Genomic DNA, 26,867 nt, shown 5'->3' with positions numbered 1-26,867 from the left:
CTATGACCACAAAGCACCGTCGATTGAGGCTCGTCAAGTGGACCGTCGGTCTGGCGGTCGCGGCGTGCCTGCTCGGATCGTGCAAAAAACGGCAGAAGGGCCCGGCTTTTCAGGCCGACGACATCGCGGTCGGGGGCGCCCATGCCTGCGCGGTCATGAAGGAGGGCTTTCTCCGGTGCTGGGGACGCAACGACCTAGGCCAGCTCGGGGATGGAACCCGCGCCAACCGCCTGCGTCCGGTTCGCCTGGAGAGCCCGACCCGCGTGACCCAGGTGGCCGCCGGCGGCTCCACCACCTGCGCGACCTTGGAGGACGGCGCCGCGATCACCTGCTGGGGCGAGCTCGCCGGAGACACCGCCTCGCTCCACGACGTGGCCGAGATCGCGATCGGCCCCCACCAAGCGTGCGCCAGGTCGAAAGCGGGCAAGGTCGCCTGCTGGGGCGCGGGCCGCGCGCCGGTCCCGGTCGACGATCTCGACGAGGTGCACTCCATCGCCGTGGGCGGAGAGCACGTGTGCGCCATCCTCAAAGAGGACGGGAGCGTGCGCTGTTGGGGCAAAAACGACCTTGGGCAGCTGGGCGACGGGACCACCATGGACCGCCCGAAGCCCGTCGCCGTCTCCGGAGTGCGCGGCGCGATCCAGATCGCGACGGGAGCCGCCCACACGTGCATCACCACCCTCGATCGAACCGCCTCGTGCTGGGGGAGCAATCGCTATGGTCAGCTGGGCGACGGCACGCGCACCGATCGCCCTTCGCCCGTTCCCGTCGATCGGCTCGACGCAGTGCGTGCCGTGGCGCTGGGCGATGGGCACACGTGTGCGCGGCTCTACGACGGCACCTTGCGCTGCTGGGGCCAGAACGACTCCGGCCAACAGAACGACGGCACGCACACCGATCGCGAGGTCCCGGGCATGATCTCGGGCCTCTTCGACGTGCAGCAGCTGGCGCTGGGCAATGGCACCGTGTGCGCGCGCCTCGCGGATGGGGCGGTGCGATGTTGGGGGCGCAACGAATACGGTCAGGCCGGCGACGGCACCCACGAAGAACGACCCGTGCCAGTGACGGTGCGCTGGTAGGCAGAGAAACCCGTTTCAATATGATAAAGTGAGGAAACCCATGGCGATCACCTATCGGAAGGCGGGGGTCGACATCGATGCGGGCGACGAGCTCGTCGAACGAATCAAACCGCTCGCACGAGCTACCCGCATCGCCGAGGTCATGGAAGACGTCGGCGGCTTCGCCGGCATGTGCCGCCTGCCCTCGGGGCTCGAGGATCCGGTGCTGGTGAGCGGCACGGACGGTGTCGGCACCAAATTGAAGGTCGCCTTTCTCACCGGCGTCCATGACACCATCGGCTTCGACTTGGTCGGGATGTGCGTCAACGACGTGGTGACCACCGGCGCCCGTCCGCTCTTCTTCCTCGACTACTTTGGCACTGGAAAACTTCACGTCGACGTGGGGGAGGCCGTGGTCCGCGGCATCGCCAACGCCTGCAAAGAGGTCGGCTGCGCCCTGCTCGGCGGCGAGACGGCGGAGCTGCCCGGCATGTACGCCGAGGGCGAGTACGATCTGGCCGGCTTCGCGGTGGGCGTGGTCTCGCGCAAGAACATCGTCGATGGCAAGCGGGTCGCCGCCGGCGATGCGGTCATCGGCATCGCCTCCAGCGGCCTTCACTCCAACGGCTACTCGCTCGCGCGCCATGTGCTGCTCGAGACGATGCACCTCGCCCCGAGCGACACCCCCGAGGGCCTCGGCGGCGCCACTTTGGCCGAAGCGCTCCTTCGCCCCACGCGCCTTTACGCGCGCCATGTGGCCGCGCTCACGTCCGATGGCGGCATCGACGTGCGCGCCATGAGCCACATCACCGGGGGCGGCCTCCCCGGGAACCTGCCCCGCGTGTTGCCCGACGGCCTGGGAGTCCGGATCGATGGAACCTGGACCCGCCCCGCCATCTTCGACCTGATCGCCCAGGGCGGTCCGGTGGAAGAAAAAGAGATGCGCCGCACCTTCAACCTCGGCATCGGCTTCGTCGTGATCGTCCCCGCGGGCCACGCGGCGCGCGCGACGGCGGTGCTGCGCGAGCTCGGCGAGGAGCCCATCGCCTTGGGCGAGGTGGTGCCGGTGGATCCCCAGACGCCGTTCGAAGAGCGCGTCCTCTGGCAGGGGGCGTGATCGTGAAGCTCGGCGTTCTCATCTCCGGGACCGGCTCGAACCTCAAAGCCGTCCTCGACGCCATCGACCAGGGCCGGCTCGCCGCCGAGGTGGCGGTGGTGATCTCCAACGTCCCGAGCGCCAAGGGGCTGGAGCACGCCCGGGCGCGCGGCATTCCGGCCCTGGTCATCGACCACAAGGCCTTCGATGGCCGCGCGGCGTTCGACGCCAGCCTGGTCGACACGCTTCGCGCGCACGAGGTGGACTGGGTGGTCCTCGCGGGCTTCATGCGGGTCATCACCCCCGTGCTCCTCGACGCGTTCCCGTACCGCATCGTCAACATCCACCCCGCGCTGCTGCCGTCGTTTCCGGGCATGCACGCGCAGAAGCAGGCCTTCGAGTACGGCGTTCGCATCGCGGGCTGCACCGTGCACCTGGTCGACGCGGGCACCGACACGGGCCCCATCCTGGCGCAAGCCGCGGTGCCCGTGTTCGACTCCGACGACGCATCGACCTTGAGCGCGCGCATCTTGGCCGAGGAGCACCAGCTGCTCCCGCGCGTCCTTCAGTGGATCGTCGAAGGCCGAGTCGACGTCGAGCGGCCCTTGGGCGGCGGGCGCGCGCGCGTTCGCGTGAACGTCGATTCGCGGGAGATCCTCGCCGCGTCGAACGTCGTGCTCCGCACGCGTGGCACCTCGCAAGACGAGGGGGGAGGGTAGGGCGCGATGGCGGTCGGCCCCGACTACGTGGCGATCTGGATCGGACGCATCCTGCTGGCGCTGGTCGTTTCGGCGCTCTGGATCTGGATCCTGCGAAGCCTGGGGCGCATGCTGCGCAGCCTCGTCGCCTTCATCGATCGGCGCCTGCGCCGGCGCGGGAAAGGCTTTCATTTCCGATCGGTCGAGGTCCTTGGCGTCGATACGATCATCGGCTTTTTCCGGTCCCTCATCGGGATGACGCGCGCCTTGGGCTCGCTGACCGTCACGTATCTCTGGATCCTGGTCGTCGCCTGGGCGCTCGATCCCAACCGGCGCGTCTTCGGCGTGGTGGTGCAGCCGCTGGTCACCGTGCTGACGCACGCCTTCGAGGCGCTGCTCGGGTTCATCCCGAACCTGGTCATGCTCATCATCATTTTCTCGATGGCGCGCTTCTCCACGCGCTCGGTGGCGGTGCTGACGGACGCCGTGCGCTTGCGCAAGCTGGAGCTCGACTGGCTGGAGCCGGAGCTGGCGGTGCCCACGCGCCGCATCGTCACCATTTTGATTTGGGTGCTGGCGCTGGTCATGTCGGGGCCGTACCTCCCCGGGAGCGAATCGAAGGCTTTTCTCGGCGTGGCCATCATGGTGGGCGTGCTCTTGGCCGTGGGCGCGCGCAGCGTCACCTCGAACCTGCTCGCCGGGCTGGTGCTCACCTATTCGCGCGCGTACCGCACCGGCGATCGCGTGCGCATCGGTGAGACCACGGGCGAGGTGCTCACCTTGGGCGCGCTCACCACCCGACTTCGCACCGAGGAGAACCGCGAGGTCGTCATCCCCAATGCCGTGGCGCAGTCGGGCCTCATCACGCACATGGTCTCGCGTCCGCGCTCCCTCAGCACCATCAATGCGTACGAGTTCGTGCGCCAAACCACCCCGCCGTCCGTCCCTGCACCGCGCCCGGTCGAGCCCCTCGCGGCGCGCGCGGTCGAGCCCCTCGCGGCGCGCGCGGTCGAGCCGCCCGTCGCTGTCCCTGTCCCTGCACCGCGCCCTGCCGAGTCCCCCGCACCGCCTCCGCCGGATCCCGCGCCAGCGCCCGAGGCCCTCGAGGTTCCCCCGGTACCGCCGGCGGGCGCGAGCGCCGCGAGCTCCAGCGGCGCGGTGGTGAAAGAGGAATCCCCTTAGCGCACCATGGCCAAACACTACGATGTGGTCGTCCTCGGGGCGGGGATCGGTGCGCTGTCGGCGGCAGCGCTTCTGGCGCGTCGCTCGTGGCGTGTGCTGGTGCTCGGACAGGGCTACCGGCCGTCCACGTACACGTACGAGGGCCTGCCGCTCGCCCGGCGCGCCTTCAACTTTCACGCATCGCACTCGCCGGCGTGGGGCCGGGTCATCGTGGAGCTGGCGCAGTCGCAGACCTTTCGCCGCAGGCTCACGCCGCTCGATCCGGTGCTGGCGGTGCTCAGCCCCGGACGAAGGCTGGAGATCCCCACCGACGACGCCCTCTTCGGCCGCGAAATCGACCGTGAGTTTCCCGGCATCCGCCGCGTGGTCGACGAGTTCTACACGGAGCTGGCGCGCACCTGCGCCCTGGCGGACTCCGGCTTCGAGCGCGACATCGTGCTACCCCCCGGCGGCTTCTGGGAGCGCCGAGAGACCGAGCGCACCTTGGCGCTGCTCCCGCACCTGCGCGAGACGGGCGATCTGCTCGCCGAGTTCTCGCGCGACCACCCCTACCGCGGCGTCATCGAGCTCACCGCCCGCTTCGCCTCCGACTTGGCGGCCGACAGCCTGCCGCCGTTCGCGCTGGCCCGCCTGCACGGCTCCTGGATCCGCGCCGTGCGCCTCGGGCGCGGCGAAGAGGAGCTCACCGAGTTTCTGGTCGAGCGGGTCCGCGCCCACGGCGGCGACGTCAACCTCGGCGAGCGCGCCACGAGCATCGCCCACCGCGGCGGCAAGGTGACCGGCGTCCTGGTCGACGGCGACGACGTCCCCACCGGCGCGCCCTTCATCGTCTCGGATCTCCCGACCACCGCGCTGCTCGATCTGGCCCCCGGCTTCGCCCCCTCGCGGCGCGCCATGAGCCAGCTGCCCGCCGTGCACCCGCGCACCTGGCGCTTCGTGGTCTCGATCCTGGCGAACGATCGCGGCATCCCGCAGCCGCTGGCCGCCGAATCGTTCCTCATCCCCGATCCGCCCATGTACACGGTGCACCTGCAGCGCATCAAAGGCCCGGGCGACACCACCCTCCTCGTGGCCGAAACGTTCCTCGAGAGCGACTCCCGCGGCAAGGTCGCCGCCGCCCGCGAGCGCGTCCTCGCCACCGTGGAGCAGTTCCTCCCGTTCGTGGAGCGCCATTACCTGCTGGTCGACTCCCCGCACGATGGCCGCCCGCTCTGGGATTTCCGCAGCGGCGAGCGCAAGGCGGTCGACCGCACCCGCGTGCGCGCCACCGGCGGCTCGCTCGAGGCCGAACCGACCTTGGTCCAGTGGGACGTCGACCCGCTGCAGCTATACGGCTTGGCCGGGGAGCCCTTGCGCACCCCACTTTCCGGCGCCTTCGTGCTGGGCCGGACGACCCTACCGGCCTTGGGGCAAGAGGGTGAGCTCCTGGCCGCGTGGGGGGTCGCACGAATTATTACCCGAACCGACCGCCGCAAAGAGAGAATGCGTCGCGACATGTGGAGCAAAGTGGAGCTCGGGTGACAAGTGCCGACATTGACTCTCTTCGACGGAAACGCCATCTGGATCGTCATCGGGCTGAGCATCGTCCTCACCCTGCTCATCTCGGCCGCGCGCGCGCTCAAGGGCCGAGCGCGCCGTAGCCGCGTCCTCGGCGCCCGCCTGGCCACCGTGGCCGACGCGCGCGATGGAGAGCTGGTCATCGTGCAGGGCAAGGCGCGCGGCGAGCCCTCCGTCACCACGCTCATCACCAGCAAGAGCGCCATCTGGATGCGCACCACCGTCCGCGGCGAGGTCGCTCGCCCGGGCCTTTTGCGCTTCACCACCTTGCTCCGCGACGTTCAGGGCCGCGCCTTCACCGTCGAGGCCTCGGGCGGCCGCTTCGACGTGGCGACCGAGAACGCCCGCGTCGCCTTCGCCCCCGAGCGCATCGCGCGAAGCTACACCCCCGAGGAAGAGCCCATCGATCCGCGCCTGCTCCCGCTCTTCCGCCAGCACCCCGACGAGCTCAAAGACGCCCTGGTCGAGGACAAAGCGCGCGTGGATCTCCGCACCTTCGAGGAGGCCATCCTCCCGGGCGACGACGTCAGCATCGTCGGCATCGCGCGCCGCAGCGGTCCAAACGGCTTTCACATCGAGCCGAGCCCCGACGGCTTGTACGTGGTGCTGGGCGATGTCAAAGCCCTGGCCGCCAGCGGCGCCCTTTGGAGCGATCGGCCCGATGTGTAAGCCGGCGCGCGCGCGCCCGCGGACCGTGCCGGTCGTTGCGTGGCTCGGCGGCATCGCGCTCGCGTCCCTGCCCGCGTGCACCAACGCCGGAAAGGCCGAAGCCGAGTCGCTCTCCACCGCCATCGAGCGCTACCGCACCGCGGACAACGCGCTGAAAGGCTCGATGGCCGAGGCGCTGGACAAGACCCCCTGCACCGTGACCGACGTATGCGAGACCAAGCGCCTCTGCGTCGCCGTCAGCGATCCCACCGCGCGCGGCCTCGCCCTCAAAAACGAAGTGGAGCGCGGCCTGGCCAGTGTGCACACCGGAAAGCTCGCCCCCGACGCCCCCGAGGCCCGCGCCCTTCCCGACAAGCTCGACGAAGCCGCTCGGCTGCTCGAACGAGGCCACGCGGCGCTCTCCGAGTGCGACGACAAGCTCCGCGCGATGAAGCGCCATTACGGCATTTAGTGCCCTTGCGGCATTTAGTGCCCTTGCGGCATTCGGTGCCCTTGCGGCGCTTAGCGCCACGCGGCGGTGCGCTCAGCTGAAGAGCCTGTCGCGCAATGCACCGAAGCGAAGCTGAATGTGGCTCATCTGCGGAGATCCTGCGCACCGAGGTGAAGCTCGATCGATCGTCGAGCTGAGCGCTTCGAGCCTCAATCCTCAATGCACCCTTGCCCGCACGGGTCGAGCTGTTGCAACGTCGAGCGACGGCAACGGCGAGGTGCACGTGAATGTGTGCCCCGCCCCGAACGACCACGACCGAGGAAGGTGAGGTGAGCGATGCACGACGCAATCGCCAATGGCGCGATCGAGCGAACCGACGTAGCAGCTGCGCAGCGGCGGAGTTGCTTGAAGTGGCTTGGCCGCACATCGGACATTTGCGATCGGGTGGCGCTCTCGGCGAGGGAACGGTCGAAGGTCGAGTTCATGCTGCACCACCTGCTTCAAACCGTGGTCGCGGCTGGGCCGTACACCCTCGAGGACGTGCCCTCGCACGTGATCGAGTCGTGGCTCTCGCCCTGTCTTGGGCTCAGCGAGCACGACCGGCGTTTGCGTCTGCTCGAGGGGCTCATCACCTTGCGCGACGAGCCCGTCCGCAACCCCGCGCTCCGCCAAAAGCGGCAAGGTGGCAGTCACTCCTGGCGCGCGCTTCGCGATTGGCTGCGCTGGCGCTGGTACCACGAGGAGGTCGCCGGGCGCACCCACGCGTTCTTCGAGGACCTCACGCAGAAGGACATCCTCGACGAGGAGATCGCCCTCACGCCGTTCTATCAAGCGCTCTACCAGCACACATCGGGAGGGCACCACGTCGTCTTCGACGACTCGGACGACGAGATCCTCGCCCTGGTGCAGCAGCTCGGGATCACGGCGCCCGCCCCGAGGGTGCTCGACGTGGGCTGCGGGTACGGCCGGCTGCTCAAGCGGTTCGCCCAGAGCTCGCCGGGCGCGACCTTGACGGGCACCTCGATCTTCGAGTTCTCGAGCGAGCAACGCACTGAGCTCGCGAAGCACCAAATCACGGCGCTCTATTGCGCCGCCGAGCGGATCGAGGTCCCGGATTGCTCCCAAGACATCGTCCTCTCCACGGAGGTCATCGAGCACCTGCGGAGGCCCGCCGTTCTCGTGCGCGAGATCCATCGCGTCCTCCGCCCCGGCGGGATCTTCTGCGTGAGCGCGCCCATGAAGGGCGCCTCGATCTATTGCCCCAACCCCCTGACGTATGCGGCGGTCGCCGCGGCGCCCCTCGTTCCCAAGGTGCTGCCCCGCTTCCACAATTTGTACGCGCCGCTCACGCCCCTGCGGCTCGTGCACTACGGCATGGCGGTCGACGAGTACCGCGATCTCTTTCGCGAGGTCTTCCCCGACGCCCAGGTCAAGACCACCCGCTTCACCGCGCTCCGGAAGTTTCGCTTGGAGCAGATGGCGCCGCGGCTCCCGCTCGTCCGATGGATGGGCGGTCTCGGCGTGGCATTTGGCAGAAAGTCCTAGTCTGCAGCCCACACCGTGGGCGGATGAGCTCGCTGGTAGACGGGCAATCAATCCGTGTAGTAGGTGTTTCCCGAGCTGTTCGGGTCGTTACGCTTTAGCCTCGGAGGGACAAATTTGAACCTGCAATCTCTTCTTCTCGTAGGTCGGCCTTGGTACCTCATGCGCCGCATCGCCTACAAAGCGTACGAAATGCGTCACCCCGACGAGCCTTGGATCTCCCAAGGCGCGGTGCGGTTCTGTGATGCGCACCTTCATCGAGGGATGCGCGGCGTGGAGTGGGGGAGCGGGCGAAGCACCGCTTGGTTTGCGCAGCGTTTGGGGCACCTGGTGAGCGTCGAGCACTCCTTCGAGTGGCACGCCATCGTAAGCCGCAAGCTGGAGGCGCTCCGCAATGTCGATTACCGGTTCGTCGCGCTCGACCACCCCGAGAAGCAGCCCACCGTACCCCGCTACGATCCGCAGCCTCGCTACGTGGCCGTCGTGAACGACTTCGAGGATGGCTCCTTGGACTTCGCCGTGGTCGATGGCCACTACCGGCAAGCGTGCGTCCTGGCCGTGCTGCCCAAGCTTCGCGCGGGAGGCCTCCTCCTCATCGACAACACCGACTGGATGCCGCTGGACGAGTGGGGCGTTCCCTCCTCGTATCCCATCGTGCATCAAAGCCGGAACGTGATGACGCAGACCACGGTCTGGGAGAAACCCCTCTCGTCCGGCATCTGAAACAGCCCAGGTCGGACCCGGCGGCGCCGACCTCGGATCCTGCGACTTCCGCCCACTTTGGCTGGGGCCGGATGGCAAAACATGCTAAGCCCAGGGCCCATGTTCGCCAACGGCGCGTGGTGACGGTCTGCGCGTTCAGCGTAGACTTGTGGGAGCCATGATCGACCCGCTGCTCGATGACCTGCTGTCCGGCGAATCGTCCCGTGTCGAGTGGAAAGAGACGGGGACGGATGCCAAGAAGGTCTTGCGCGCCGTGAGTGCCCTCGCCAACGATCTCGAGGGCTCTGGAAAGTGAATCATGGGACCGCTCACTCGCCAGCTCGACGGTGCCTGGTCCCTCGTCGATCAGTGGAACTCGGAGCATATCGGGCCACATGAGGGCGTCCGGCAAGCATTTCTGCGCGAGTATCCTTCGGAGGCGCTCAAGGAAATCGTACGAAACCTCGTGCAGCATCGCAGCTACCAGAAGACGAATGCGCCCTCGCGGATTACCTGGTTCGACGATCGCGTCGAGTTCTCGAATCCGGGAGGACCCTTTGGCGCGGCGAGCGAATCCGAGTTCGGTGAGCACTCCGACTACCGCAATCCAGGCCTGACGGAGCGCCTCGCGGAGCTTGGTTATGTGCAGCGACTGGGGCGAGGTGTGAAGCTCGTCAAAAAGTACCTCGCCCGCGAGGGGCATCCACCCCTCGAGGTGGAAACGAACGGCTTTACCACGCTGGTGGTGCGAGGGCGGCCGTGAAGGTCCTTACGTTCTTCAATAGCCAGGGGGGGGTAGGGAAGACCACGCTGCTCTTCAACGTCGCGCACATGCTCGTCAACAAGGGAAAGCGTGTGACGATGGTCGATTGCGATCCGCAGTGCAACCTGTCCGCGTCGATTTTGGACGACGAAAAGCTCGACGAGCTGTGGAGCGCGGAAGGTGGAACGGGGGTGACGGTCGAGAACTGTCTGCGCGGAATTCATCAGCGGACGGGTGACATTTGCGAACCTCGATGCATCACCGTTTCCTCGGCGGGGTTGTCGTTGCTACCGGGCGATCTCCTTCTGAGCCAGCTCGAACAGACGTTGGCCGCGGATGGTTGGGGCCGAGATTTCCGGCGTGACAAGGCTGCCATTTTGGTGGCGTCATCGGTCGCGAGGGTGGTCGAACGTGCAGGAGCGGTGACCTCGGCGGACATCGTGCTCCTGGACGTGGGACCAAGCTTGGGGGCGTTGAACCGCGCCGTGCATGCCGCGTGCGATGCGGTCGTCGTTCCCGTCGCACCCGACTTGTTCAGCCTTCGCGGGCTACAGAACGTAGGGCCGACGCTTCGGGACTGGAACGAACAGTGGAAGGAGGTCCGTCCTCCTGCGGGAAAGCACGTACCACCGCATCAGGGCACGGTCCTCGGATATGTCGTCCAGCAGCATCTCGCGCGCGCGGATCGGCCGGTCGCGGGCTACCACGCCTGGGCAGATCGCATCCCCGATTCCTTTGCGCGGTTCGTCCAGGGGCGCGTAGATGTCGACCCAACAGTAACCATCCAGACCGACCCACTTTGCCTTGGTCTTCTCAAACACTACGCCAGCCTAGTCCCGCTCGCTCAAGCGGCGCGCAAGCCGATTTTTGCGCTCAAACAGGCCGATGGAATCGGAGGGGGGCAGATCCAATCGGTCGCCCATGCGAGAAAGCAGTTCTCCGCCTTCACGGACACCCTCCTGGAGCGCCTCCAAGCGTAGCCTTCAAAAATACCGACGGGAATGGGGCTTGGGCTGGGGCCGGATGGCAAAACATGCTAAGCCCAGGGCCCATGTTCGACGCATTGGCCAACGGCTTTCGGCAGGCAAAAAACCGCCTTGCGGGTCTCACGGAGCTCAACGAGCAGAATATCGATACGGCACTCCGCGAGGTGCGACTGTCGCTGTTGGAGGCCGACGTCGAGCTCGGCGTCGTCAAAGCATTTCTTGCCCGCGTCAAGGAAAAGGCCCTGGGCGAAGTCGTCCGGGTCAAGACCAAGTCGGCCGATGGCAGCACCGTCAAGGTGAGCGCGGGCGATCAGTTCATCAAGATCTGCCACGACGAGCTCGTCGCCTTCATGACGGCCGAAGGCCCCGCGATCACGTTCGCGGAGAAGGGCCCCACCGGCATCATGATGGTCGGCCTCCAAGGCTCCGGAAAGACGACCACCACCTCCAAGCTGGCGCACTACCTCACGCGCGAGGAGAAGAAGAAGCCCCTCCTCGTCGCCGCGGACATGCAGCGCCCCGCCGCCGTCGAGCAGCTCCAGGTCCTCGGCAGGAGCCTGAAAATCCCGGTGTTCAACATCCCGGGCGAGACGCCGCTCGAGATCTGCAAAAAGGCGCGTGAAGAGGCCCGCGCCAAGGGCTACGACGTCATCATCTACGACACCGCCGGCCGCCTCGCCATCGACGCGCCCCTCATGGACGAGCTCGGGGCGATCAAAGATGCGGTCAAGCCCGAGAACATCTTCCTCGTGGTCGACTCGATGATCGGCCAGGACGCCGTCAAGGTCTCCAAGGGCTTTCACGACCGGCTCGAGCTCACGGGCGTGGTCCTCACGAAGCTCGACGGCGACGCCCGCGGCGGCGCAGCGCTCAGCGTCAAAGAGGTGACCGGCGCGCCCGTGCGCTTCATCGGTGTGGGCGAGGGCGCCGACAAGTTCGAGGAGTTCCGCCCCGAGGGCATGGCCAGCCGCGTGCTGGGCATGGGCGACGTGGTCGGCCTCATGAAGGATTTCCAGTCGGTCGTCGACGAGCAAAAGGCCGCCGAGGACGCGATGAAGATGCTCCAAGGGCAGTTTACCTTGGACGACTTCCTCAGCCAGATCCGCATGATCCAGAAGATGGGCTCCCTCAAGGACATCGTCGGCAAAATGCCGGGGATGGATGGGATGATCCCGCCCGACGCCAACCTCGACGATCGCGAGCTCGTGAAGATCGAGGCCATCATCCAGAGCTTCACCAAGTTCGAAAAGAACGATCCGTACTCGCTCGTCCGCGATCCCTCCCGCGTCAAGCGCATCGCCAAAGGCTCGGGGAGCCCCGAGCAGGCGGTGAGCGAGCTCGTTCAAAAGTTCCTCTTCATGCGCCAGATGATGCAGGGCCTGGGGCAGAACATGGGGCTGCTCGGAAATATCCCGGGGCTCAAGCAGCTGCAGATGGCCAAGAACCTCAAGAACATGGCCAAGGGCGGCTTCCCCGGCGGTTTCCCCGGCATGCCGGGCATGGGGGGGATGCCGGGCATGGGCGGCTTTCCAGGCATGGGCGGCTTTCCGGGGCTCGGTGGGTTGGGCGGTCTCGGGGGCCTCGGCGGCTTTCCCGGTATGGGCGGCGCCGGCGGTCAAGACGCCAGCCTGACCAAGATGAAGCCCCTGTCGACCTCCGAGCGCAACGCCAAGAAAGCGCAGCGGAAGCGCGAAAAAGACGCGCGCCGCAAGGGTCGCAAATAGAATCGTCCGCCCAGACTTTGGTTCAACGGACTTCACGGAGGATACAGTGCGCGCGAAGCGGTGGTGGATGCTGGCAGCGGTGGCGGGGTTGGCCTTGCAGGCCGCCTGTGTGGGCGGCTCCAAGAGCATCTCGGCGGAGGACAAGGAGCGCCTCAAGTCGTACATCCTCGAGTCGGAGCCGCCGGACATCGCGCACAAAGTCGATATCAACTTCGAGAACCGAGTCCATATCATCGGCTACAACATCGACCCGGTGAACGCGAAGCCGGGCCAGGACGTCAAGCTGACGTATTACTGGCGCTGCGACGATCGCGTCGACGAAGGCTGGGGCCTGTTCACGCATATCGTCTTGGATCCCGCCACCGATCACCGCGACAACCTGGACAACGATGGCCCGCTGCGGGAGCTCAAGAACAACAAACAAATCTTGAGCCCCGACAAATGGGAAAAGGGGAAGATCTACGTCGACCAGCAGACCTACAAGGTGCCGGCCGACATCAAATCCCCCGAGCTCACGGTGCTCACCGGCGTATGGAAGCAGAACGCGCGGCTGCACATCATCAGCGGCCCCACCGACGGCGACAACGGGGCCGTCATCGGCAAGATCAAGACGGGGGTGGCGGCAGCCGAGGAGCCGCACACGCGCGGCACCGATCTCCCCAGCGTCACGGTGAACAAGCTGGCGGCGGGCGACAAAATCGTCATCGACGGCAAAGCCGACGACAAAGGCTGGGGGAGCGCCGCGCTGGTCGGCCCTTTCGTTGACGTGGGAACGGGGAAGCCGAACACCTCGTTCCCCGTGAACGGCGCGGCCAGGCTCACGTGGGACGATACGAACATGTACGTCCTCTTCCAGGTGAGCGATCCCGATGTCGTCGGTTATTTCACCGACAAGGACAAGCAAAAGTCCGATTTCACGGCCACCGGCTTGCCCAAGCTGTGGACCAAAGACACCGTGGAAATCATGACCGATCCCGACGGGGACGGCGACAACAAAGATTATTACGAGCTGCAGATCAATCCGCAGAACAAAGTCTTTCACTCGCAATTCGATACGTACAACGCGCCAAAAGGCGGCGGCGACGAGGGGCCCTTCGGTCACGAAGATTGGGATCCCAAGTTGAAGAGCGCCGTCACCGTCCAGGGCACGATCGACAAGCCCGACGACAAAGACGAAGGCTACACGGTGGAGATGGCCATCCCGTGGGCGGCCTTCTCCAAGGCCGCGCACCACCCGCCCAAGCTGGGCGACACCTGGCGCATGAACTTCTACGCCATGAAGAACAACGGCGGCGTGGCCTGGTCGGCGATCCTCGGGCAAGGAAATTTCCACAAGGCAACGCGCTTTGGGCGGGTCACCTGGGGCGTAGCGCCGTCTTCACCCGGCTCACCCGGCTCGCTGGCGGCAGGTCAAGCAGGTCAAGCAGCTGGGACCGGGCCGGACGGCGGCGATGTTGCCACCGCGGTGCATGGCGGAAAGGACGCGGGCGTCAAGACGACGGGCGCGACCGTGGATAAGGCGCGCAAACCTGCACCCCCGAAGTAGCGCGGCGGGTGAATGGCTCACCATGGCTCGCAACCAACCTTGCCACCCATCTGCAATCCGTGCGGGACGGGAGGGGGCCGTGTCGGACAGTAACCATAGGCGAGCACGCTTGGTATGACCCTCCGTATTTGTCACCTGGGTAAGTTTTATCCGCCCGCGCGCGGCGGCATCGAATCGCACGTGCAGTCCCTCGCGCGGGCGCAAGTGGCCCTCGGCGCCGAGGTGCAGGTCGTCTGCGTCAACCACGACATGGGCGGCATCGACGCCACCTGGCGCATCGTCGGCTCCACGCCCTCGGTGGAGGAGAACGACGAGGGCGTTCGCGTGGTCCGCGTCGGCCGCCACGCGTCCGTCTCGCGCTTCGATGTGTGCCCGTCGATCTTCTCGGCCCTGTGGCGCGTGCGCCGCGAGGGGGTCGACATCCTTCACCTCCACGCGCCGAACCCGACCATGTTCACGGCGCTCTCGCTCCTGCCGTCGTTTGGCACCTTGGTGGTCACGCACCACGCCGACGTGGTCAAGCAGCGCGTGCTTCGCCACGCGTACCAGCCCGTCGAGCGCTTCGTCCATGCGCGCGCGGCCCTGGTCTTGAGCGACAGCGACAGCTACATCGGGGGCAGCGAGCCGCTCCTCCGGCTCGGCAGCAAGGTCAAAACCTTGCCCCTCGGGATCGACCTCGCGCCCTTTCTTCGCCCCAGCGCCCGCGCGCTCGCCATCGCCGACGAGCTGCGCGCCAAGCACGGCGCGCCCTTGTGGCTCTCGGTGGGCCGGGTCGTTTACTACAAGGGGCTCCTCACGGCGGTCGACGCGCTGGCGCACGTTCCAGGAAAGCTCGTCATCGTCGGGCGCGGTCCCATGGAGGCCGAGGTTCGCGCGCACGCGGCGCGCCGTGGGGTGGAGGATCGCGTGATCTGGGCCGGAAACCTGGAGGACGAAGAGCTGGTGGGCGCCTACCGCGCCGCAAGAGCGCTCTGGTTCCCGAGCAACGCGCGCGCCGAGGGCTTTGGCCTCGCGCAGGTCGAGGCCATGGCCAGCGGCTGCCCGGTCCTCAACACGCGCGTGCCCCACTCCGGCGTGGCCTGGGTCTCCCTGGACGACGTGAGCGGCATCACGGTTCCCATCGGCGATCCCGGCGCGCTCGCCCAAGCCGCCCGCCGCTTGCTCGACGATGAAGCGCTGCATCAGCGGCTCGCCCGCGGCGCCCGCGCGCGCGCGGAGGGTGAGTTCGACCAACGCATCATGGGCGAGCGAAGCCTCTCGCTGTACCGTGAGGCGATGGGCAGCGCGGAGCACGCGCACGGTCCCAGGCACCCCGGCGTGGGCGTTCCGCACTCCGGTTCAGGCGATAAATCGCACCCTTTGACAATCGAAGGCCTTTCAGGCAACTGAAACCCGCGTGGAGCACGCGCGCGATCGAAGTTCGCGTTCCAGGACCCATCTCTCCTCGGAGGATGGACGAGCGCTTCGGGTAGCGCGTTGGCTTTTGGCCTCGGCCATCGTCTTTTCGGCGCTGGCGCTCGGCGCCATTCACACGACCGTCCTTTGGATCACCGCCCTCGTGGTCGGGGCGAGCGCGGCGTGCGCGTGGTTCTTCGCGCCCGTCGCCCGCCCCCGCGCGGCCGCCAATCTTCTGCTGACCACCTGCGTGGGGCTCACCGCGTTCACCGCGTTTCAGCTCGTTCCGCTGCCCATGGGGGTGCTCCGCGTCCTCGCGCCGAACAACGCCGACGTCTGGTCGCGGGCCCTCACCCCGCTTCATTTGCCCGGCCCGAGCTTCGCGCCCATCTCGCTCGATCCCGTGGCCACCGGGGTCGAGGTGCTCCGCGGGATGCTCTACCTCGCCGCGTTTCTCGCGGTCGTGCGCATCTCCTCCCGCCGCGAGGGCACGTTCTTCTGCTCCGCGGTTCTGGTCGTCTCGGCCACGGTGGTGGGGATTGCCGGCTTGCTGCACCCCGCCATGGGCGCCGAGCGCGTATTCGGCCTGTATCGCCCGACCACGTACATCGAAGCGCGCCACATTGCGCCGATCCTCAATGTCAATGCGCTGGCCGCGTACGTCAATATCGGATTTTTCATTGTATTGGCGGAAGGGATCACGTCCAGACCGACCGTTCCGCGTCCCATCGCATGGGCGCTGGCCGGCGTGCTGATGGCCATTCAGTTCTGGCTCGCCTCGCGCGGCGCCGTCATCACCATGCTGATCGGCTCCGGCATGGTCGGCTGGATGACCCGTGTTTCCACGCGCGTCCATCGCCACCCCGGCCTCGGGCGGCTGGCCTCGGCCATGGCCATCGTCGTCGTGGTGGCGGGGGTCGCCATGTGGGTCTTCGCGTCCTCCGACGAAGCTTGGAAAGAGCTGGCGGATACCGATGTATCGAAGGTACGCATCTTCGAACAAGTGACGCGGATGATTCGCCATTACCCCCTTTGGGGTGCGGGCCGCGGCAGCTTCGAGAGCACGTTCCCGGTCTTTCGCGAGGGCACGGGCCATATCGTGTACACGCACCCCGAGAACGTGCTCCTCCAGTGGGCGAGCGAGTGGGGATTGCCCGTCGCCCTCGCGGGGTTCGGCGCCGTCGCCTGGGCGCTCCATCCGTCGATCCTGTTCTCCCGATCGCGCCCTTCGGTCGGGGCTTGGGTGGCCCTGATCGCGACCCTCCTGCACAACCAGGTCGATCTGAACTCCGAGTTCCCGGCCGTGATGCTGGCCCTCTGCGTCTGCGCGGGGATGATCGTCGGCGGAACCGGGGTAGGGACCTTCCGCCGGAGCGACATTTGGGCCAAGCGCCCGCGCCTGATCGCGTTCGGGGCGCCCGTCGGTGTGCTGGCGGCCATCGCGCTGGTGCTGCCGAACGCCGACCGCGATCTGTACAGCGATCGCATGGCCATGCGCCAAGCGGCGCTCGCGCCCATGCCCCGCGAGGCTTTTCACGAGCTGGCGCGCGCCACCATGAGCCGGCACCCCGCGGAGCCGTATTTGCCCTTCACGGGCGCCATCCGCGCCATCGGCACCAAAGACGACTCGGTGCTGCCGTGGGCAGGGCGCACCCTGGAGCTCGCGCCCGTCTACGGTCCCGCGCATTGGATCCTGGCGCGCAGCCTCTTTCGGCGCTCCTCGTCGCAGGCGCGGCTCGAGTACCGCCTGGCGGTGGAGCAGGCGCCGGGCTTCTTCGCGCAGATCGCCGCCGAGAGCGCGCCGCTGGTCACGGGGCCGAACGAGGCCATGGAGCTGGTCCCCGAGGGCGGCGCCGGGCTCTCGATGCTGGAGTCCCTGGCCGATCGTTTGGCCGACTCCCATCCCTCCACGCAGCTCGTGCTCGACGACGAAATCCTGCGCCGCAGGCCGGACTCGGCCCCCGCCATCGCCCGCCGCGCCCGCGCGCAAGCGGCCGACGTGGTGGACGAAGCCGTCACCCCGTGGTGCTCGGGCACGCGAAGGAGCCAATGCGTCGAGCAGGCCATCGCCACCGCGCAGCGCCTGCAGCAGCTCCGCCCCTCGATGTGCGAGGGCTATGCGCTCGAGGCGGAGGTCCGCGCGGCCGCAGGCGACGTGGATCGCGCGCTCGGGCAGCTCGAGTCCAGGGCCGATCGGGTCGACGACGCCGCGACCTGCTTCGAGGGCATCGTGCAAATCGCCAAGCGCACCGGCCGCTATGCCTCGATCTCGAGCGTGGTCGACAAGCTGGCGCGCGCGGGCTGTAGCGACGATCTTCACTGCGTCGCCCAGCTGTTTCGCGCGGCGGCCATCGAGGACGACCGCGGCAACCCGCTCCGCGCCCTCTCGTTCTTACGCCGCGCCCGCGATCGCTACCCGAACCGCGACGACGTGCTCGCGGCGAGGGCGGTGGCCGCGGCCAAGCTCGGGCTCCACGCCGAGGCGCTGGATGAGTACGTGGAGCTCGCCAAGCGCCACCCGGAGAACACGCAGTGGCCCGCCCGCATCACCGAGGAGCGGCAGGCCCTCGTTCAATTGTCGGCGCCGCGCCCGCCGCCGCCGCCGCCCTGAAGGATCGCCTCGAAGAAGTCGAGGTGCTTTCGCGCGACCACCGGCCATGCGTACTTCTTGGCCGCCACCTCCAGGCCCTCTTCGCGCATGGTCGCGCGCCGGGCGGGGCTCTCCAAGAGCTCCTCGATGGTCTTCGCCCAGGCGCCCACGTCGCCCTCGGCCACGATCGATCCCGCCTTGCCCACGACGTGCGGGATCTCCCCGCTGTCGCTGCCCACCACCGGAACCCCGCTGGCGAAACCTTCGACCAGCATCCGCCCGAACTGCTCCCGCCAGCGCGGCGTGGTCTGGCTGGGCGCGCAGAGCATGTCCATGGCGCGCAAGTACGCGGGCACGGCGTCGTGCTTCACGTCGTTGCAAATGCGCACCTTGTCCGGGTAGCGGCTCGCCCACCTCCGGAGCTCGGGCTCCATGGCGCCCGCCCCCACGAACAGCGCCCTCCACGGCGCGCGCACCGTATCGAGCGCGCCCATGAGCACCGAGAGCCCTTTGTCCGGTAAAAACCGACCCAAATAGCCCACCACGGGCGGCCCTGCGTCGTCCCACCCCAAGGTCTGCAAGGTGGCCTTTCGCGACGCCGCATCGGGAAAGAACTTCTCCGGATCGACGCCGAACGGAATGGGCCGCATCGGCTTGTTCTCGTACCCGTGGCGATCCTTCAAGGTCTGCACCACCGTCTCGCCGCAGCAAAGCAGCCCCGCCGCGCGCCCCATGGAGTAGCGCTCGATGAACGAGAACGGGGGCGGGTAGTGTTTGCTCAGGTTCTGGCAGGTGTGGAACACCAGCGGCGTGCGCTTGGGCGCCAAGGTGGCCACCTGCCACCCGGCGAAGATGTAGGGCTCCTCCCAGCAATGAATGAAGTCCCAGTCCTTCGTGAGCACCGAGCGCAGCTTGGGCTCGTACAGAAAGACGTGAACGCGGCGTGTGAAGAGGGTGCCGAGCGGCAGCACCGAGCCCTCCTCGCCGGGGCCGAGCTCGAGCCGCACCGGACGCAAATCATTGGCGCCGTGAAAAAACGTGGGCGCGGCCGTGGTGACGTCCCACTCGCCTTCACCCGCCCGCGCCATCTCGTGCGCCAGGCGGCGATTGACCCCGACGCCATACGAGTGCCCGAGCGTGAGAAGTCGTCGCTTTCGCTTCATCGTTCCTCGTTTTCTGGTTCGCCTGCGCCGCGCGACGCACCGTCGCGCGACGCGATCCGCTCAAACGGACGCCGCGTCCGGATCGACCGGCGGGCCATCGCTCGCCGTCTGCGTGGGGGCGTAGCCTTCGCGCTTGTAATAATAATAGTGGTAATACGAGTACTCGTGCCGGTTCAGATCCATGTCGTTCAGCACGGCACCGATCACCGGCGCGTCGACGTCGGCCAAGGCGCGCAGGCCCTGGCGCGCGAGCGGGCGCGTGGTGCGGAACGCGCGCAGCACGAACACGGTGCCATCCATCAAGGTCGAAATGATGGCCGAGTCGGTGACGGCGACCAGCGGCGGGCTGTCGATGATGATGCGATCGAAGCTCTCGCTGGCGTCGTCCAAGAACTTCTTGAACCGGTCCGAGTGAAACAGATCCGCCGGGTTCGGCGGGATGGGACCGGCCGGGATGCTCCAGAGGTTCTCCACCTTGGTGGGCCGCGCCACGTCCTCGATGGCCGCCTCGCCCACCAGGACATTGGTCACCCCGCGATCGCCCGATCGCTCGAAGATGCGGTGCAGCTGCGGGCGGCGTAGATCGCAGTCGATGATGCAGACGCGCTGCCCGCTCTGCGCCAGCGCGATGGCGATGCTGCACGCGATCGTGGTCTTCCCTTCGCCGGGCGCCGCGCTCGAGACGAGCAGCCTGCGGTAAGGCCGGTCCGGGTTGGTGAACATGAGGTTCGTGCGGATGCTGCGGGCCGCCTCCGCGAGGCCGCTGTGCGGATCGTCGTGGACGATGAGCGCTGGAGACGACGACTGCAACGTGCGCCGCGTCGGCACGCGCCGGCCTTTGGCCTTGCCGGCGTTGGGCTCCTCCACCGCGGGCAGCATGCCGATGAAGGTGATGCCCAGATCCTTCTCGATTTGCTCGGGCGTCTTGATGCTGTTGTCGAGGCTCCCGCGGAGCCAGCCGAGCCCGACGCCGAACACCAGACCGATCACCGCGCCGATGGCGATGTTCAAAGGAACGCGCGGCCGGATGGGGGCCGTGGGCTCGACCGCCACCTCGATGAGGTGGATGTTGTTCGCCTTGTTGTTCCGCGCCAGATCCGCGTCCTTCATGTGCTCGAGGAGCATGGCGTAGAGCTTCTCGTTCTGCTCGCGCGAGCGATCGAGCCGGTGGTACTCGATCTCCTTCATGTTGAGATCGACTGCGCGCTTGTGCGCCGCCTCGTAGAGCGCGGCCTCGCCCGCCTCTTCGCGCTGGATCACCGCGAGATCGCGCTCGACGGCCCCTTGGATGTTCTTCACCTCGGCCAGGAGCGCCGTCCTGCTCTCGAGGATCTTCATGTCGAGCGACTTCACCGCCGGGTGATTCTCGCCTTTGCCCTCGGCCAGGAGCATCCTCTTGGCGCGCAGGCCCTCGACGTACTGGGTGCGCATCGACTGCAAGAAGGTGCTCGCCAAGAGCTCCGACGCGGGCAAGCTCTCCGCGTTCTCCGTCGTGATCTTCGCCAGCTCCGCGTGCCGCGCCAGGAGCTCCTGCTTGCGCGTGCGCGTCCGCGTGAGCGCGGAGTTCAAGTCCTGCATCTCGAGCCGGATCATGTTCGACGACTCGTTGATCGAGGTGCTGGGCAGATCGTTGCTCCGCTTGAACTCGTAGAGCGTATTTTCGTTGTGCTCCAGGTCCTTCTTGACCGCGTCGACCTGGCTGCCCAGCCACGCGAGCGAGTCGCTGGTGGCGCTGATGGCCTTCTCCAGGTTTTGGTCGATGAACGCCGTGGCCACCGCGTCGCAGATGCGCTTGGCGCGCTTCGGTTGGATGTCCTCCACCTTGATGAGCGCGAGGCGGCTATTTTTCACCGGCTCGACCGTGATGTGCGCGCGCAGGGTCTGCGCCGTCTCCTCCACGGTGATCGGCTTCTCGGGCGCCGCCTTCAGGCCGAAAAAGTCGTAATCGTTCTGCAGCCCCAGATCGCGGACCGCCCGCTCCAGCACTTTGGTCGACGTGATGATGCGATATTGCGTCTCGTAATATTCCTGGTTGTTCCAGAAATCGTCGGCGCCGAGCGGCATGGCCGAATTCATTTTCTCGCCGAGCGGCCGAAAGGCATTCGGATCGAGTTCGACCATGCTCTGTGCTTGATAGATCCGCGGCAAGGTCTTCGAGTAGACGAGGCTAAGCCCGGTACCCAATAGCAGGCAGGCCGCGATGATGGCCCATTGTTTGCGGACCATCGTCAGCACGTTCAGGAGGGGAGCAAGGCTGTCCTCCCGGCCCTTGTGCGACATCGCTGGATTCGACGTTTCGATCATCTTGCTTGCGGTAAGTATTCGAAATTATTGATAAATTTTCCGGAGCGCCCGTTCGTCGTGCTAGTGCTACCACATGGTCGTAGCCGGCGCGAGCACCAGCTGTTCGGACCTTCGGTGCACCGCCCGGCCGTTTCATTCGCGCTCCGTTCCAGTTGCTGTCTGCGTCGCCGTGCGGGTGCCAAACGGGCGTGGGTGGCGCTATGCTCCCGCGCGGCCGCCGTGGAAGAATGCCTTTGCACCGGTCCGCGGCCCCTTTGAACCATGACGACCGCAGCTGATCTTTCACGGCGCACGCCACGTCCCCCGCGCGAGCGGCGCCTGCCGACGTCGCGCGATGCCCGACCGCTCCCGCCGCCGGAGCCGATGGCCTCCAGTCGTTGGCTTCTGGGCATCATCGCCTTTCAGTTCGTAGCTCAGCTGTTGCTCCTCACGAGCCTCGGCATGCACCGATCCATCATTCGCTCGGTCGCCCTCGCCGCGAGCCTCGTGTGCCTGGTCATCGTTCCGGCGCGGGCGGTCGAGCGTCACCCCGCGAAGCCGCTGGTCATCTTCATCCTCGCGCTCGCGGGCCTCGAGATCTTTCACCCCGAGACGGCGGGTATACCCGGCGGGGCGGCGCATGCGTTCGTCTACCTCGCCACCCTCGCCCCGGTGTTCTGGGTCAGCCGGCTCAAAATCGACCCCGACGACTTTCGACGGATCGTCACGCTCTTCTGGGTGTTCTGCACGGCCAGCGCGTTCGTCGGCATGCTCCAAGTGTATTTCCCCGGCAAGTTCGAGGTCGACTCGCACGCGCTGGAGCACAACGACTTGGCCGAGGAGCTGAAGATCACCTTGGCCAGCGGCGCGCGCATCTTCCGCCCCATGGGCCTGACCGACGCCGCAGGCGGCGCGGCCACCGCCGGTTTCTACTCGTGCGTCATCGGGACCGGGCTGCTCTTGGACAAGTCGAAATGGTGGTGGCGCGCCCTGGTGTTCGGCGGAATGCTCATCGGGATATTCATCATTTATCTCAGTTACGTCCGGGTGCTCTTGGTCATGAGCATCATCTGCTTCTTCGGCAACGCCATCATGCTCAGCATGCGCGGCAAGGTCGGCAAGTCGCTGCTCTTCGGCATGCTGATCGTCGGCATCTTCCTCGCGGCGTGGTTCTTCGCCGTCGACGTGGGCGGCGACAACGTTCGAGCCCGCGTCGGCTCGCTGACCGCTTCGAGCATGAACGAGGTTTACTACTCCAACCGCGGGCGCTTCCTCGAGCACACCTTCGACGTGCTCCTGCCGAAGTATCCTCTGGGGGCCGGGCTCGCGCGCTGGGGAATGATGGCGAACTACTTCGGCGACTTCTCCCACTCGAGCCCCATTTACGCGGAGCTCCAATGGACGGCGTGGCTGCTCGACGGCGGCGTCCCCATGCTCCTCGCCTATCCCTTGGCCATGTTGCTCTGCATGTGGATCGCGGCGAAGGCCGCGTTCTACCGGCTCGGGGCCGGCTGGAGCGATCTCGCGATCTGGGGTGGCGTGATGTTCGGCTACGATCTGGGCATCCTGGCGTTCACGTTCGACGGGCTTCCATTCCTCGCGACCGCCGGCCTCGAATTTTGGATGTTGAATGCAATGTTTTTCGTCCTCGCCATGCGCATCGAGCGCAATGCGCCAACCGTAAATTCTCCTGGCCCAGCTTGACCCAATAGCGGTTTCGTCGTTTTATCGTCTCGAATCGTTTTGCGTCAGGGGGAAGGGAGGAGCGCGATAGATGGAGCAGACCGTCAACCTGCGTGCGGAGCTTTTGCGTCGATTCTGTTCATCGTTACCCGTACGCCGGTATCAGGCTTATCATTGGCTCGGTAAATTGTTCGAGCCGAAAGCACCTTATATCGTCAACTTCACCGGCGGGCGATTCGAGGTCCGCCCGGGTGATCTGGCGTCGATCATGGTTGCTTATTGTGGTTTCTACGAGCGCGAGACCACCGTCTGGTTTCGCCGCTATTGCGAGAACGCCAGCGGCGCGTTCATCGACGTCGGCGCGGAGTTCGGTTATTTCCCGATGCTCGCCGATCGCTATTCCAACCGCCGCCTCCGGACGTTCGCCTTCGAGCCCGATCCGCGCAACCACGCGTGGCTTTTGCGCAACATCGCGCTCAACCCGGGCATCAACGTCGATCCCATCGCCGAGGCCGTGTGCGACGCGCGGGGGACGGTGAAATTCGAGAAGCCGCGCGAAGGCTTCACCATCTTTTCGCGCATTCAGTTCGTGCCCGGCGAGGCCGGAGGCCCTGCGAAGGATCTGGGCTCGGAGCTCATCGACGTCCCCTCGACGACCCTGGACATCTTCCGAAGAGAGCGCGGCCTCTCCAAGATCAGCCTGGTGAAGATCGACGTGGAGGGCGCCGAGGGCGCGGTCCTCCAAGGCATGCAAGAGGGGATCGCCGAGGGCGCGTACGAGCGCATTTTGCTCGAGCTTCATCCCTGGGCGTTCGATACGCCCGAGCGCATGGAGAAGATCCTGGGCATCCTCAACGGGCTCCTCGTTCACTACGAGGTGCACCAGCTCCCGCCCTTCGACACGGGCGGCCGCTGGGTCGACAAGACCCCCGACTATTATCGCATGACGTGGAAGGACGAGTTCCTGCGCGCCGTTCCACGATTCGAAGAGCAGCACGTTCGAGGCGAGCGCAACTGGGAGCACTTCGTGTTCGTGCGGAAGGGCGTCTCCATGTTCCCAGCCTCGTGATAAGCATCGGCGCCGCCAGCATGTCCGGTCTCCGAATCGTCATGGCCATGATCGAGCCCCCGCTGCCCCTCGGCAACGCCGCGGGGCGTTGGTATTACGTTCTCCTGCGGGAGCTCGTTCGCCGCGGTCACCGGGTCACGGCGTTTGCGTGTTGCAGCAACCCGGCCGACTTCGGCCGGACGCGCGAGTATTTCCCCTCCGATCGATACGATCTTCGTCTGTATGGATTCCCGGAGCGGGGCGGCGCGCGCGCCAAGCTCGATACATTGAGGCGGCCTTACTCGTATATGTGGAGCGAGGAGCTCGCCTTCGATTTCGAGGCCGAGGTGGCCCGGGGTTGCGACGTCATCCACCTCGAGCAGCTTTGGGCGGCCTGGCTGGCCTTGAAGCACGTCGAGAAGACGTTGGTGAACGTCCACTATTTCTCATTCATCGATCAAGCCGAGATCCGCGATCGGGATCCGCGCGCGTGGAGCCGGCGGCAGCTCAATTTTTGGGCGGAGCGCCGGCTGGTGCGGACCTTTCGTCGCTTTCGCTCGTGCTCATCGCGGATCGCGACCGAGATCGAGCGGCTCAATCCTCGGTCGGTGGTGGACACGGTGCCCTTTGGCATCGACGCCAGCCTGTACGACTACGTCCCGGCGGAGAAGCGCGGAGAGGCGCCGCGGATCCTTTTGACGGGGAGCATGGGCTGGCATCCCTCGTCGTCGGCGGCGATCCGTCTGCTCGAGCGGCTCTGGCCGGAGATCTCCCGGCGGGTGCCCGATGCGCAGGTCGACATCGTGGGCTGGGAGGCCAAGCGCGTTCTCGGCCGCTACGTGGGGATGGATCGCGTCAACATCGAGGAGAACGTGCCGAGCACGCGGCCGTACTTCGAGCGCGCGTCCGTTCTTCTCTACGCGCCCAGCCGGGGGAGCGGCATGAAGATGAAGGTGCTGGAGGCCATGGGCTACGGCATCCCGGTGGTCACGACCACCGAGGGGGTGGAGGGGTTGGCCGCCGTGGATGGGGTGCACGCCGCCATCGCCGACGACGACGAGGCGCTCATCGAGCGCACCGTGGCGCTGCTCGCGTCACCCGCGCGCCAGAACGCGCAGCGGGAATCGGCGCGCCGGTTGCTCGAGACGTATTGCGGACCGTCGCGCACCGTCGACGAAATCGAAGCGATCTATGCGCGCATGACGGCGGGCGCGTAGCCATGATGCGCGCATGACGGCGCGCGCGTCGCGACGCAATGCGCGCAGACGGCGGGCGCGTAGCCATGATGCGCGCATGACGGCGCGCGCGTAGCGACTCATGTGCGCAGACTGCGGGCGCGTCGCGACTCATGTGCGCAGACGGCGGGCGCGTCGCGACTCAATGCGCGCAGACGGCGGGCGCGTCGCGACTCAATGCGCGCAGACGGCGGGCGCGTCGCGACTCGATGCGCGTCGCCGCTCAACGCGAGTCGCGACTGCGCGGGTGTCGCGACTCGATGCGCGTCGCCGCGCGACGCGAGTTGCGACTGCGCGGGTGGCGCGACTCAATGCGCGTCGCGCGACGCGAGGTGTGCCATCCAGCGCTGCACCCGTTTGGGCCTGCGGCGCGTGAGCGCGCGCGCCTCCGTGTACACGTCGAGGGTGATCGCGGCGGTGGCATCCCAGGAGAAGCGCTTGGCGCGCTCGCGTGCGCGCGACGAAAATGCGGGCCGCTCCGCCAAGATGGTGCGCACGGCGGCCGCGGCTTCGTCCTCGCGGCGGGGATCGACCAGGAGGCCCGCGTCGCCGACGACCTCGGGGCTGGCGCCCCAGCCGCTCACCACCGCGGGCACGCCGCGGGTCATCGCCTCGAGGCTCGGCAGACCGAACGTCTCGCGCCACGACATCGAGAGAAAGACGGACGCGCCGTCGTAGAGGTCCACCAGATCGTGGGTCACGTCCGAGAGGCAGATAGCACCGAGCGCCGTGGCGTCGCGCTGGGTCGCCTCCGGGACGCGGCCCGTTCCCACGAGCACCAGCGCGAGCTCGGGGTGCGTTTGCCGCAGCTTCCCGTACGTGCCGAGCACGCCGGCCACGTTCTTGTGGCGCTCGTAGCCCCCGACATACAGCACGTACGGGCGCCGCACGCCAAGGCGGGCGAGCGTCTCCTCCTGGCGCGGCGAGACGGGGGCGCGGAAGGCCTCGCTCGTGGCCAGCGGCGTGGTGGTGACGGCCGCGGGATCGACCTTCATGTAGCGCACGATCTCCTCGCGCGCGAACTCCGAGGGGGCCACGATGCGGTCGGCCCAGTAGGGCTGCGCGTCGACATAGTGGCGCGCGCGCGCCCGAAGGCGGGAGCCATCGTCGATGTAATCGTTGGTGGTGCCCTGCAGAAGGCCGCGCGCGACCAGATCGCGGTAGCTGTGGACGGTGGCGCTATGAATGGCGAAGACCACCGGGCAAGGCGCCAGCATCGGCACCCCGTATTCGCTCGGCGGATGGTAAATGTCCGCCCCCACGCGCGCGAGCGCCCGCGGCACGGCGAGCTGCTCCCAGCGCGGTCCGTTGGGGCCCGCGATGGGGAGCTCCTCGAAGCGCGAAAAGAGCGCGGGATCGTGCGCACGATTCGGGGGGGAGCCCTCGACATACGCCAAGGATACGCGCACCCCCCGGCGCACCAGCGCGCCGGCGAGCCCCAGGAGATAACGATCGGCGCCGCGCAGCGCGGGCTGCGCGAGCTGTCGTGCATCGAAGACCACGTGCATGGGCATCTC

Annotated in this window: 22 protein-coding genes; 19 read left to right on the top strand and 3 right to left on the bottom strand. The window is 67.0% G+C overall.

All coding sequences use genetic code 11. From position 1 onward, the window contains the following. Positions 1–2 precede the first annotated feature (2 nt). The 16 genes from LZC94_28135 (at position 3) to LZC94_28060 (ending at position 17,959) form a co-directional block, all read left to right on the top strand. On the top strand, positions 3–1,079 hold the full coding sequence (locus LZC94_28135) for a hypothetical protein (protein ID WXB11715.1): 1,077 nt from the start codon (positions 3–5) through the stop codon (positions 1,077–1,079). A 40-nt stretch (positions 1,080–1,119) separates the two neighbouring features. Next, on the top strand, positions 1,120–2,175 hold the full coding sequence (gene purM / locus LZC94_28130) for a phosphoribosylformylglycinamidine cyclo-ligase (GenBank protein ID WXB11714.1): 1,056 nt from the start codon (positions 1,120–1,122) through the stop codon (positions 2,173–2,175). Then, positions 2,175–2,873 carry a phosphoribosylglycinamide formyltransferase gene (gene purN / locus LZC94_28125; protein WXB20257.1) on the top strand — a complete coding sequence of 233 codons (699 nt, stop codon included), beginning with the start codon at positions 2,175–2,177 and terminating at the stop codon, positions 2,871–2,873. The genes purM and purN overlap by 1 nt, the downstream gene beginning before the upstream one ends. Before the next feature lie 6 nt (positions 2,874–2,879). After that, positions 2,880–4,034 carry a mechanosensitive ion channel family protein gene (locus tag LZC94_28120; protein WXB11713.1) on the top strand — a complete coding sequence of 385 codons (1,155 nt, stop codon included), beginning with the start codon at positions 2,880–2,882 and terminating at the stop codon, positions 4,032–4,034. 6 nt (positions 4,035–4,040) lie between these two features. Continuing rightward, positions 4,041–5,555, top strand: coding sequence for an NAD(P)-binding protein (locus LZC94_28115; GenBank protein ID WXB11712.1), 1,515 nt, complete (start codon positions 4,041–4,043; stop codon positions 5,553–5,555). A gap of 3 nt (positions 5,556–5,558) precedes the next feature. Then, positions 5,559–6,260: a hypothetical protein gene (locus tag LZC94_28110; GenBank protein ID WXB11711.1), complete on the top strand. Its 702-nt coding sequence runs from the start codon at positions 5,559–5,561 to the stop codon at positions 6,258–6,260. Further along, on the top strand, positions 6,253–6,711 hold the full coding sequence (locus tag LZC94_28105) for a hypothetical protein (protein WXB11710.1): 459 nt from the start codon (positions 6,253–6,255) through the stop codon (positions 6,709–6,711). The genes LZC94_28110 and LZC94_28105 overlap by 8 nt, the downstream gene beginning before the upstream one ends. Before the next feature lie 315 nt (positions 6,712–7,026). Further along, positions 7,027–8,235: a methyltransferase domain-containing protein gene (locus LZC94_28100; GenBank protein WXB11709.1), complete on the top strand. Its 1,209-nt coding sequence runs from the start codon at positions 7,027–7,029 to the stop codon at positions 8,233–8,235. A gap of 114 nt (positions 8,236–8,349) precedes the next feature. Beyond that, positions 8,350–8,955 (top strand): class I SAM-dependent methyltransferase, encoded by a 606-nt coding sequence (locus LZC94_28095; protein ID WXB11708.1) that lies wholly within the window; start codon positions 8,350–8,352, stop codon positions 8,953–8,955. 157 nt (positions 8,956–9,112) lie between these two features. Beyond that, positions 9,113–9,250, top strand: coding sequence for a hypothetical protein (locus tag LZC94_28090; protein ID WXB11707.1), 138 nt, complete (start codon positions 9,113–9,115; stop codon positions 9,248–9,250). A gap of 3 nt (positions 9,251–9,253) precedes the next feature. Beyond that, on the top strand, positions 9,254–9,697 hold the full coding sequence (locus LZC94_28085; protein ID WXB11706.1) for a hypothetical protein: 444 nt from the start codon (positions 9,254–9,256) through the stop codon (positions 9,695–9,697). Beyond that, a complete protein-coding gene (locus LZC94_28080; GenBank protein ID WXB11705.1) occupies positions 9,694–10,677 on the top strand; it encodes an AAA family ATPase in 984 nt (327 codons plus the stop codon). The genes LZC94_28085 and LZC94_28080 overlap by 4 nt, the downstream gene beginning before the upstream one ends. 71 nt (positions 10,678–10,748) lie before the next feature. Next, positions 10,749–12,407, top strand: coding sequence for a signal recognition particle protein (gene ffh, locus LZC94_28075; GenBank protein WXB11704.1), 1,659 nt, complete (start codon positions 10,749–10,751; stop codon positions 12,405–12,407). A 46-nt stretch (positions 12,408–12,453) separates the two neighbouring features. After that, positions 12,454–13,953, top strand: coding sequence for a carbohydrate-binding family 9-like protein (locus LZC94_28070; GenBank protein WXB11703.1), 1,500 nt, complete (start codon positions 12,454–12,456; stop codon positions 13,951–13,953). 114 nt (positions 13,954–14,067) lie between these two features. Further along, positions 14,068–15,342, top strand: coding sequence for a glycosyltransferase (locus LZC94_28065; protein ID WXB11702.1), 1,275 nt, complete (start codon positions 14,068–14,070; stop codon positions 15,340–15,342). A 94-nt stretch (positions 15,343–15,436) separates the two neighbouring features. Next, positions 15,437–17,959 carry an O-antigen ligase family protein gene (locus LZC94_28060; GenBank protein ID WXB11701.1) on the top strand — a complete coding sequence of 841 codons (2,523 nt, stop codon included), beginning with the start codon at positions 15,437–15,439 and terminating at the stop codon, positions 17,957–17,959. On the opposite strand, the gene LZC94_28055 is transcribed toward LZC94_28060, so the two are convergent. Further along, a complete protein-coding gene (locus tag LZC94_28055) occupies positions 17,920–19,101 on the bottom strand; it encodes a glycosyltransferase family 4 protein (GenBank protein WXB11700.1) in 1,182 nt (393 codons plus the stop codon). The two genes, LZC94_28060 and LZC94_28055, sit on opposite strands and share 40 nt — an antisense overlap. A gap of 60 nt (positions 19,102–19,161) precedes the next feature. After that, on the bottom strand, positions 19,162–21,405 hold the full coding sequence (locus tag LZC94_28050) for a polysaccharide biosynthesis tyrosine autokinase (protein ID WXB11699.1): 2,244 nt from the start codon (positions 21,403–21,405) through the stop codon (positions 19,162–19,164). A gap of 261 nt (positions 21,406–21,666) precedes the next feature. Between LZC94_28050 and LZC94_28045 the strand changes: the two genes are divergently transcribed. The 3 genes from LZC94_28045 to LZC94_28035 all read left to right on the top strand — a co-directional run bounded on the left by LZC94_28045 (position 21,667) and on the right by LZC94_28035 (position 25,332). Then, complete coding sequence (locus LZC94_28045) at positions 21,667–23,088, top strand: hypothetical protein (GenBank protein WXB11698.1); 1,422 nt, start codon at positions 21,667–21,669, stop codon at positions 23,086–23,088. Positions 23,089–23,158: 70 nt separating this feature from the next. Beyond that, entirely contained in the window at positions 23,159–24,136 is a 978-nt protein-coding gene (locus tag LZC94_28040) for an FkbM family methyltransferase (GenBank protein WXB11697.1), read from the top strand. Between the two features lie 20 nt (positions 24,137–24,156). Beyond that, positions 24,157–25,332, top strand: coding sequence for a glycosyltransferase (locus LZC94_28035; GenBank protein ID WXB11696.1), 1,176 nt, complete (start codon positions 24,157–24,159; stop codon positions 25,330–25,332). 326 nt (positions 25,333–25,658) lie between these two features. On the opposite strand, the gene LZC94_28030 is transcribed toward LZC94_28035, so the two are convergent. After that, positions 25,659–26,858, bottom strand: a complete 1,200-nt coding sequence (locus LZC94_28030) for a glycosyltransferase family 4 protein (GenBank protein ID WXB11695.1) — start codon at positions 26,856–26,858, stop codon at positions 25,659–25,661. Positions 26,859–26,867: the final 9 nt, after the last annotated feature.

Source organism: Sorangiineae bacterium MSr11954, from assembly GCA_037157815.1.
GTDB classification, from domain to species: domain Bacteria; phylum Myxococcota_A; class Polyangia; order Polyangiales; family Polyangiaceae; genus Pendulispora; species Pendulispora albinea.
The sequence above is the reverse complement of the archived record's forward strand: the minus strand, read 5'-3'. Positions and strand labels throughout refer to the sequence as shown.

Bases quoted from the DNA above. Each gene is read 5' to 3' on its own strand.
- LZC94_28135 (WXB11715.1), top strand. From the start codon at position 3: ATGACCACAAAGCACCGTCGATTGAGGCTCGTCAAGTGGACCGTCGGT.
- purM (WXB11714.1), top strand. From the start codon at position 1,120: ATGGCGATCACCTATCGGAAGGCGGGGGTCGACATCGATGCGGGCGAC.
- LZC94_28120 (WXB11713.1), top strand. From the start codon at position 2,880: ATGGCGGTCGGCCCCGACTACGTGGCGATCTGGATCGGACGCATCCTG.
- LZC94_28115 (WXB11712.1), top strand. From the start codon at position 4,041: ATGGCCAAACACTACGATGTGGTCGTCCTCGGGGCGGGGATCGGTGCG.
- LZC94_28105 (WXB11710.1), top strand. From the start codon at position 6,253: ATGTGTAAGCCGGCGCGCGCGCGCCCGCGGACCGTGCCGGTCGTTGCG.
- LZC94_28100 (WXB11709.1), top strand. From the start codon at position 7,027: ATGCACGACGCAATCGCCAATGGCGCGATCGAGCGAACCGACGTAGCA.
- LZC94_28090 (WXB11707.1), top strand. From the start codon at position 9,113: ATGATCGACCCGCTGCTCGATGACCTGCTGTCCGGCGAATCGTCCCGT.
- LZC94_28085 (WXB11706.1), top strand. From the start codon at position 9,254: ATGGGACCGCTCACTCGCCAGCTCGACGGTGCCTGGTCCCTCGTCGAT.
- ffh (WXB11704.1), top strand. From the start codon at position 10,749: ATGTTCGACGCATTGGCCAACGGCTTTCGGCAGGCAAAAAACCGCCTT.
- LZC94_28065 (WXB11702.1), top strand. From the start codon at position 14,068: ATGACCCTCCGTATTTGTCACCTGGGTAAGTTTTATCCGCCCGCGCGC.
- LZC94_28055 (WXB11700.1), bottom strand. From the start codon at position 19,101: ATGAAGCGAAAGCGACGACTTCTCACGCTCGGGCACTCGTATGGCGTC.
- LZC94_28050 (WXB11699.1), bottom strand. From the start codon at position 21,405: ATGATCGAAACGTCGAATCCAGCGATGTCGCACAAGGGCCGGGAGGAC.
- LZC94_28045 (WXB11698.1), top strand. From the start codon at position 21,667: ATGACGACCGCAGCTGATCTTTCACGGCGCACGCCACGTCCCCCGCGC.
- LZC94_28040 (WXB11697.1), top strand. From the start codon at position 23,159: ATGGAGCAGACCGTCAACCTGCGTGCGGAGCTTTTGCGTCGATTCTGT.
- LZC94_28035 (WXB11696.1), top strand. From the start codon at position 24,157: ATGTCCGGTCTCCGAATCGTCATGGCCATGATCGAGCCCCCGCTGCCC.
- LZC94_28030 (WXB11695.1), bottom strand. From the start codon at position 26,858: ATGCACGTGGTCTTCGATGCACGACAGCTCGCGCAGCCCGCGCTGCGC.